The sequence below is a fragment of the Aeromonas sp. s6 genome (genome assembly GCF_040907815.1).
GTDB lineage: Bacteria > Pseudomonadota > Gammaproteobacteria > Enterobacterales > Aeromonadaceae > Aeromonas > Aeromonas caviae.
Genome location: NZ_JBFOCN010000098.1, coordinates 1 through 8056 on the forward strand (window position 1 = coordinate 1; position 8056 = coordinate 8056).

General features: G+C 55.9%; 7 protein-coding genes and 1 pseudogene. 3 read left to right on the forward strand and 5 right to left on the reverse strand.

Annotated features, from left to right (window positions below):
• Window positions 1-283: 283 nt before the first annotated feature.
• The 3 genes from AB5Y50_RS15940 to AB5Y50_RS15950 all read right to left on the reverse strand — a co-directional run bounded on the left by AB5Y50_RS15940 (window position 284) and on the right by AB5Y50_RS15950 (window position 4149).
• The gene (locus AB5Y50_RS15940; protein ID WP_041212657.1) at window positions 284-2383 is read right to left on the reverse strand and encodes an AAA family ATPase; all 2100 of its coding nucleotides are present in this window, start codon (window positions 2381-2383) and stop codon (window positions 284-286) included.
• Between the two features lie 166 nt (window positions 2384-2549).
• Complete coding sequence (locus AB5Y50_RS15945; RefSeq protein ID WP_041212656.1) at window positions 2550-3719, reverse strand: hypothetical protein; 1170 nt, start codon at window positions 3717-3719, stop codon at window positions 2550-2552.
• Between the two features lie 265 nt (window positions 3720-3984).
• Window positions 3985-4149: a hypothetical protein gene (locus AB5Y50_RS15950; protein WP_232535685.1), complete on the reverse strand. Its 165-nt coding sequence runs from the start codon at window positions 4147-4149 to the stop codon at window positions 3985-3987.
• A 532-nt stretch (window positions 4150-4681) separates the two neighbouring features.
• On the opposite strand from AB5Y50_RS15950, the gene AB5Y50_RS15955 reads away from it, so the two are divergent.
• The gene (locus AB5Y50_RS15955; protein WP_041212654.1) at window positions 4682-5338 is read left to right on the forward strand and encodes a HEPN domain-containing protein; all 657 of its coding nucleotides are present in this window, start codon (window positions 4682-4684) and stop codon (window positions 5336-5338) included.
• Here the strand turns inward: AB5Y50_RS15955 and AB5Y50_RS15960 are convergent.
• A complete protein-coding gene (locus AB5Y50_RS15960; RefSeq protein ID WP_234887596.1) occupies window positions 5335-6027 on the reverse strand; it encodes an ADP-ribosylglycohydrolase in 693 nt (230 codons plus the stop codon). The two genes, AB5Y50_RS15955 and AB5Y50_RS15960, sit on opposite strands and share 4 nt — an antisense overlap.
• A gap of 361 nt (window positions 6028-6388) precedes the next feature.
• Between AB5Y50_RS15960 and AB5Y50_RS15965 the strand changes: the two genes are divergently transcribed.
• Window positions 6389-7312, forward strand: coding sequence for a WYL domain-containing protein (locus AB5Y50_RS15965; protein ID WP_041212653.1), 924 nt, complete (start codon window positions 6389-6391; stop codon window positions 7310-7312).
• Between the two features lie 93 nt (window positions 7313-7405).
• On the opposite strand, the gene AB5Y50_RS15970 is transcribed toward AB5Y50_RS15965, so the two are convergent.
• Complete coding sequence (locus tag AB5Y50_RS15970; protein ID WP_129146646.1) at window positions 7406-7633, reverse strand: hypothetical protein; 228 nt, start codon at window positions 7631-7633, stop codon at window positions 7406-7408.
• 289 nt (window positions 7634-7922) lie between these two features.
• Here AB5Y50_RS15970 and AB5Y50_RS15975 point away from each other — a divergent pair.
• Window positions 7923-8056, forward strand: a pseudogene (locus AB5Y50_RS15975) (IS5/IS1182 family transposase); the annotation flags it as partial.

An 8056-nucleotide genomic window follows, 5' to 3' on the forward strand; every position in this document is an offset into this window, starting at 1 on the left:
ATAACCAACTGGCGATGTTATTCACGCTGGCCAACCTGTTTCGGGCGGACCAAATGATACGTCAGTGGGAGAGATCTCACTAAAAACTGGGAATAGCGCCTTAAATGGCGAAGAAACGGTCTAAATAGGCTGATTCAAGGCATTTACGGGAGAAAAAATCGGCTCAAACATGAAGAAATGAAATGACTGAGTCAGCCGAGAAGAATTTCCCCGCTTATTCGCACCTTCCCTAACTGAGAGGCAGCAAGCAGAGCGTGCCCACTTGCCCCATGTCAATATTGGTTTAACCTTGGCAAACCATCGGGCTGCCCTGCAAAAAGCCTATCGGCCTGGCATTACCGCGCTCACGACCTGCGATCAGCGTCTTCAAGATCCCCAGAATCTCGGCAGCTCCAAGCTTGCGCCTTTGCAGGCGCTGGCGGCGCTTGAGAACCGCGATATCGCCGAGGGTCACGCCCCCCAGACCGGGCAGGGATGATCCGATCTCGCGCAGGGTCGCTTTATCGACACAGCCTTCCAGGGCGCCATGGAGTTGGGCCGGCAGCAGCGGACAGAGTTCAAGCTGGTAGTCAAAACGCCGGGCAACCGCCGTATCGAGACGATCGAGAAAGTTAGTTGCCACCACCAGCATGCCGTCGAAGTGCTCAATCTGCTGCAACAGCTCGTTGACCTGACTGGTTTCCCAGCCCTGGTGATGGCTGCGGCGGTCCGTCAACAGGCTGTCTACCTCATCGAGAAACAAGATGGCGTTACGCTCTCTGGCCTCGACAAATGCCTGCGCCATCGCCTGTTCGGATTCACCCACATATTTGTGTAGCAGTTCCGATCCCAGCCTCTGTACCACCTCGCAGCCAAGCTGCTTGCCCAGGTGATGAACCAGCGCCGTTTTGCCGGTGCCCGGCAAGCCGTGCAACAAGATCCTGCCCTCTCTTGCCTGTTTGAGTGATACCATCAGCTCGGCGATATCGATATCCTGCTGGAGCTGGCCGTCACGCCCTCGCAGGTTGAGCAGTCCTGCGTCAAATTCGCCCTCCATCCGGTAAGCGCAAGCCGCCTCTTTTGTCTGAGATTTTCCCCCTGCCCTTTTGCCAATCGGATTGCCAGGGCACTCATCCGACTCGATGTTAAAGGCCCGCTCACGCTGATCCAGCCAGTGCTCAATGGCATCTGCGGCATCCTTGCGCTTGAGCCCGAGACTACATATCAGACTGGCCACTCTCTGGATATCGGCCTGTGACAACCAGGTACGCTCAGCCCAGTGCGCGATCTGCTGCCGGGTGATCCCGAGGCCCCGCACTGCCTTGGTAAACAGGCGGATGCGGGTGTCGGGATTGGGAAACTCGAATTGCTGCAACCAGTTGAAGCGGCGCAGACAGGCGGCATCAATACTCGCCACATCATTGGTGGTCCAGATAACCGGGACTGGGTTATCTTCCAGCAATTGGTGGCGCCTGTTTTTGGCGATGGTGCCGCTCATCAGGAGATCGTCCCCCTCATCGACCAGCAACATGCAGCTACCATTGCGTCCAAGCAGGCGCTGGGCCAGCAACAGTTCACTCACCCGGCTCTGCATACCGTTTCGGCGAAAGGCGTTGGCATCCTCTTCGCTGCGCAAGGTGTAGAGTGTCAGGTTGGCCAGCCCAGCCAGCAGACAGGCAAGCTGCGTCTTGCCGGTGCCCGGTTTTCCCCATAGCAGGGCATTCCAGCCTGACGGCATCTGCTGATCCAGCATGCCAGCATGCTCAACCAGGGCACCCAGCTGCATATGGCCGTAATCGTCCAGCGTCAGCTGGCTGGGGGGCATCTCCTCGAGCACATCGGAGATCAACTCAACCGGTTTTTCCAGCGTCTGGGTCAGCAGCTTTTCGGCCAACAGCAGATCCATGTTGATACTCACCCCCAACAAAGAGTCCGCCTCACGATGGAGAAAGGCGACCTCTCGCATCCAGTTGGCACCGCTGAGGTAGTGACGCAGTGCCTCTAGCGGATAGCCTATCATCGCCGCCAGCAGCGGCAAGCGGCTACCCTGTCTGTCGGCATCACCGGCCTCTTCAATCATCTGCTGCAGACCAGGATGCAAGGTGTAGATAGTGATAAAGCGCAAGAGGGCCAGGCTGAGTGGCGAGTCTTCACCGACCTGCCGATCGAGCAACTCACAGTTGTGCCAGAGACAGACGGGTTTGGGAGCGGCGGCACGGGTCTTGAGCAACTTCAGCAGTGCCTGCCGGCTGGCGAGATCCTGGGGGCTCAGCTCAAACTGCTCAAGTTGGCGGGGCTCCATCTCGCGCAACTGCGGATACACTGAGGGAATGGTGCGCAGCAGTTGCCACAGATACCCGCACGCAACCCCATTGAGGGCCGAACTTTTTTTGATTGCTGTCATGATATGCCTCTCTCACCAACCGACGCTGCCAGATGACCGCTCTGGTGCCCATTAAAGCGCGCACCAGGGCAATGGACGATACTGAACGTATAGACATGTAACAAAAACAGGCACATCCCTCGTTTGCATCTGCAATCGGGGCCTTGACCTATTCAGGGGGCGGGTATCAAGCCCGCAGGCTTAAGGGGTGAGTCGAAAGATGGCGATACAAGCGGCGCACCCAGTAGCGGGACACCCGCCCCACCTTGGGGCCTGTGACCTCAATCAAGGCAGTGAACGCAGGTTGATCGGGGGCGGATTGCGCAAGCGACATCCGTACCCAACAAAGCGTTTTCTTCCGCCGAGGCGAGCAGAGCCGAAACAGCGCCTGCCGTCCACGCAAGATGTCATTCAACATGGTCAGTGACCAAAGTTCGCATCTGCGCGAGTTCATTCGTGCGCAGGCAGCATCCAGCTCTGGCCAACTCGCCACCTGCTGTAACCAGGGCGTTTGCAGATGGCGTAGTCGCTGGGCTGAGTCCGGCAAAGGGTGCCGTTCGTCCAGCTTGAGTCGCTCACACAGATACTGAAACTGGCGAGATCTATCATCTGCCTGCTCCACCTTCAGGACCGTAGCTGCAACCTCTGTCAGATCCGCCATATTCCGCAACGCCTGCCAGTCGCCAGGAAAGCGCCCCGCTCGAGCCAACGCTAGGGCAGGGTTGAGCGGGTCGAGTAGACGACTGAGCCATAACCCACCGTCATCATGATGTGGTAACGAGCGGATCAGTACGCTGCCGGTAAGCTCGGGCGCATGAAACAGCAGGAACAGCTGCACGGGGCCAATTCTCGGCTCATGACGCAGGGCCAGATAGGCCTCGGGTTCCTCATATAGAAAGAGCCGTAGATAATCACGCTGCCATTCGATGGCAAGATTGAGCCGCAGGCGGTCAAGAAAACGGAGCAAACTGCGGCGCGGCGCCAACCCCATAGCGTGCAACAACGCACGCTGCCCACAGGCTGCGTGTTTCACGATGGGTAAATTGTCTTGCGGCCAATATAGCGCCGCCAAAAACAGCAAGATGGGCCTGAGTTTGAGCAGCTCGGCACAAGACGCATGCTGTCGTGCCAACGACAAGAGCCGCAAGGCCAGCTCGCCATAAGGGGCTGCCGCCCCCTTTAGCTCATCGGGTATGCCGGCCAGAAAATGATCTGGTAGATGGGAGAGTGGCAGCGGCAGATGGGCATCCTGATATTCCGCACTTCCTGCACTCTGGCTGAGGCAGCGCAGCCCCGCCTGCCAGTTTTCGACCAACAAGCTGGTACCAATTTCCTGAATTTCATATCGCAATTCCATACGCCCCCCTCCCTTTCCTCACCCGAAACAACCACCTTGTCGCGTATCCACTCATACCAGGTCTTTGAAGCCAGTTCGATTGCCAATAATGATGTCAGTCACCCTCAAACAAGGTTGGTGGTGTGCTCTGCACATCACACCTGAGAAGACCCTGGGAGTTGGTGCGGCAAACGGTGCCATCAGAAGCGCGCAGATTCCCGAAGCTGTCTTTGCACCAAGTGATGCCGATGCCAGAGTCTTTGATATTGCCGAACGCATTCTCGCGCTAGGCACCGCGCTTGCCATCGTCACACTGATAACGAGTATTGCCCAATGCATCTTCCCGATAGGTGCAACTGGCTGCCAGCACCGCCAGGGGCAATAGCCCGAGCTGCAGCGCCACCAACAATACCCGGCGCACAGCTCCCGGTAAGCAAGTTTGACCGTTCATCATCCAACTCCTCCCTTAGGTGGAGGAAGTCAGCTTGACTATACCCATCCCCCCTGGCTGCTTCGATACTGGGATTTTGCACATGTCGTATTTTCAGGCAGGCGCTATACCTCGTTAAGATCTGTGAGAACAGCGACACTCATCAAGATTCAGGTATGGTATGCTGGACCAAAATGGAACTTGTTTTAGTTTGAGGAATGCCATGCCAATTCCCCCGCCCCCGACGACATTTCGCTGCCCTCAATGCGGCTGGCACAAGACGGTTGCCCCCAAGAGTGACGTACTGGTACGCGGCCATAGCTGGTTCGAAACATGCCCCGAGTGTAACCATGCACCACCTGAACAAGCGCCGGCCACCCTGGTGGATCTGACCATCGCTAAGCTGAAGGATGTCATCCGAAAGTAACCGCTGTTATTACCCCTTGCTATTCCAGCCAGTTCGTCACAAGCCCGTTGAGGTCGCAGAGATGCCGTGTGCTGGGGTCATGGTTACAGAAGCTAGCTATTCATCTGATTGAGAAGGAGATCGTCATTGAATTTTGAACAGTTGAAAACTCGTCACCGGGCGCTGCGTGAACACTCACCTGCCAACCTAAAGTTGCGTGTGCATCGCGCATTGAGCTGGCTGCAGCGGGCAGAGATGGCAGAAGATGAAGATGGCCGCTTCATTTTTCTCTGGATTGCGTTCAACGCTGCCTATGCCACCGAAATCGATGACAATCGCCGCTTGTCGGAGCAGGAAACCTTTAAATCCTTTCTGGAAAAACTGTGCGAGCTGGATGAGCACAGGCAGATCGAGCAGCTCGTGTGGCAGGAGTTTTCGGGAAGTATCCGTATCTTGCTGGATACGCCTGTTGTACTGCAGAGTTTCTGGGATTTTCACAGCGGCAAGATAAGTGAAACACAGTGGAAGGAACGGCTGGCACAGGGCAAGAGAATGGCGTCCCAGGCGCTGGCTAGCGGCAATACCCCCCAGTTGCTGGGGGTCGTATTTAACCGTCTCTACACCCTGCGGAATCAACTGATGCATGGCGGCGCCACCTGGAATGGTTCGGTCAATCGCAAGCAGCTTAAAGATTGTGCAAACCTGTTAGGCAAGCTGACCCCGGTGATCATCGCGCTGATGATGTCCCACCCACAAACCCTGTGGGGGGACGCCTGTTATCCAGTGGTGGAAATAGCGGGTTAGTTCGATACCTGCGGGGGACGCATCTCGGATGAATCTGCCAGGTAAAAGGCCCCCGCTAACATGCCATAGACAATGCGAACCCGGATATCTGCGCCCAGCAGCGCTCCAAGCAGGGCTTCGCCCTCTTGCAGGGTGTCGCTGTGCCAGAAACACCAGAGCGCCGCTTCGACCACATCGAGCCAATTGCCTCGGCCAAGTTGATTACGTGACTTTCGACGCCAGCTCCCCCGCACCACAGCACCGGTGTTGGGGGACTGAGCGGCCAACGCCCTCTGCTCCATCGCACTGAGGGTGAGTCCGTCCAGTTTGGCCTGTGCGCTGCCACGGCTTCCCCTCAGCAGCTTGTCGAGTTGCAATGCCAGTAACCGCATGGCATCACCACATGCAAGCGTCATATCGTCATCCAGCAATGCGGCGGCCCCTGCCATGAGTTGCTCCCGCCCTTGATAGATGGGCAGAGCCGTGCGATCCAAGCGATGCCGATCAATATGCAAAGCCAAACGTGCCACTCTGCACAGTTCAGTACAGGGACGCGATCCCCCGGTTTCCTTCAATGGCACAGCGCCCAACCGACCCTGTTCTTCTGCGATCAGGGTAGCAAGTTCGCCCGCCTGCTCGGCTGGCAACAGGCAACAGATCCCCTTGATCAGCGGCATGGCCGACTGACCCGATATCAGCGTTGAATTCATAGAACCTCAGTGACGATGGCGTTTGAAATGAGTCATGCCGTTGCTGACACACCACCCGGTAGCTCAGGTAGTGGCACTGCTGGCATTAGCGCGTTGGGGGTATCAGAGAACCTTCTGTTTGCTGCTGCCTGGACGCTGTGGGCTCGAACGGTTGAAGTAGCCAGCCATAAGCAGGGCGCCTTTGGCTGTGGCGACCATTCCCCTCAATGGCGCAGGGCACAAGGATTGACACGGGTAGGTGATAACCGGCTTGCCATTCATGACATACTCCCTTGACGCCGCTTTTGATGGACTCATTATATGTAGCCTGTATACTCATGACGATACTGGTTACATACACATGTCGCATTTTGGAGCACATATGGCACCCAAAGAGCTCACCTGGGATCAGACCCTGCGTTTTCGTCTGCTGGAGATCGTGTTGCAGTGGGAGGGCAGGCTGACGACCAATCACCTGATGACGGCCTTCAACATCGGCCGCCAACAGGCCTCACGGGATATCAACCACTACCTGGCCCACTACTCGCCAGAAGGGCTCGTCTATGACAAAAGTCTGAAGGGATACAAGCCCACCGAGCAATTTGCCCCCCGCTTTAGTGAAGGCAAGCTGGGTGAATACTTGATGCTGCTGCACCGGGAGAAGCAATATCAGCGTCAGCACGAATCAGGGATCCTGACTCTCCCCTTGATGGACCTGCGCTACGGCCACATAGAGATCCTGGATGTGCCAAACCGCCATATCGATCCGAAAATCGTGCGCGGCCTGGTGCAGGCGGCTCGAGGGCAATTACGGGTGGATGTGGACTATGTCTCGCTCAGCTCAGAGGAGCAGAGCGGTCGCAATATCGTACCCCATACCCTGGTCTATGACGGGATCCGCTGGCATGTACGCGCCTATTGCGAGAAGAAAGGGGAATATCTGGATTTTGTGATGAGCCGCTTTCGCGCAGAGCCGGAACTGTTGGACGCCTCTCCACATGGCCGGGATCAGGATCTGGAGTGGAACACCCAGGTCACCGCCGTGGTTATCCCCAACCCAAGCCTCAGTGAAGGGCAACAAGCCATTATAGGCAGCGACTACGCCATGACTGATGGTTGTCTTCAGCTCACCCAGCGGATCCCCCTGATGCACTACGCACTGGAGCGAATGCAAGTCAGCTATAACGACGAGCATGAGAGCCATCCCCTGCTCTACCCGCTGGTGCTGGCCAACCGGGAGGAGCTCATCCAGCAAGGCTGCACCTTCAAGCTCAAGAGTGCGGATCTTCAAGTGCTGCCACACTAGTGGCACTCCCTGCACTCATCACATCCGGCAAAGAAAACTAAACAAGAAAGGCTCCCGCCATGGCGGGAGCCTTTTCCAATCAAAGACCCCAAATTACATCGTGCCAAGACGAGTCAGCAATTGATCATAATTAGCCAATTCCTGCTCTTTATGCTGCAAGCCCTGACGAACCAGTTCCAGTTCATTCTGAATATCTTGAGTCAGATCATTCTGAATGCTTGTCTGCAAGTGATCCAACTGCGCAACTACTACGATATCGGGGTGAGTAATACGCCAGCAAATCTGAGCCTGTGCCACACCACTCAATGGGGTCAAATCCAAAAACCATCACCTGCAGGTGATGGTTTCCTAGGCTCGTAGGATAGGCAAATTTTGGACGAGGAACTTTTTCCAAACGAGGAACTGATACAACGGAGAGCGCCATCTTTCTCAAGAGTTACCTTTAGAAAAAGACAAGGGTTAAAACTTCCTCCACTGCCAACTAACCACATATGGCCATTCCAGCCCAGATAAGCACTTTTCTGCTGTAGTTCTGATGTTAGGGAAGGTGCGAACAAGTCCCTGATATGAGATCATGTTTGTCATCTGGAGCCATGGAACAGGGTTCATCATGAGTCATCAACTTACCTTCGCCGACAGTGAATTCAGCAGTAAGCGCCGTCAGACCAGAAAAGAGATTTTCTTGTCCCGCATGGAGCAGATTCTGCCATGGCAAAACATGGTGGAAGTCATCGAGCCGTTTTA

What these genes read in the sequence shown, in the direction of transcription:
- AB5Y50_RS15940 (WP_041212657.1), bottom strand. Translation starts at nt 2,383, where the DNA reads ATGACAGCAATCAAAAAAAGTTCGGCCCTCAATGGGGTTGCGTGCGGG.
- AB5Y50_RS15945 (WP_041212656.1), bottom strand. Translation starts at nt 3,719, where the DNA reads ATGGAATTGCGATATGAAATTCAGGAAATTGGTACCAGCTTGTTGGTC.
- AB5Y50_RS15950 (WP_232535685.1), bottom strand. Translation starts at nt 4,149, where the DNA reads ATGAACGGTCAAACTTGCTTACCGGGAGCTGTGCGCCGGGTATTGTTG.
- AB5Y50_RS15960 (WP_234887596.1), bottom strand. Translation starts at nt 6,027, where the DNA reads ATGAATTCAACGCTGATATCGGGTCAGTCGGCCATGCCGCTGATCAAG.
- AB5Y50_RS15965 (WP_041212653.1), top strand. Translation starts at nt 6,389, where the DNA reads ATGGCACCCAAAGAGCTCACCTGGGATCAGACCCTGCGTTTTCGTCTG.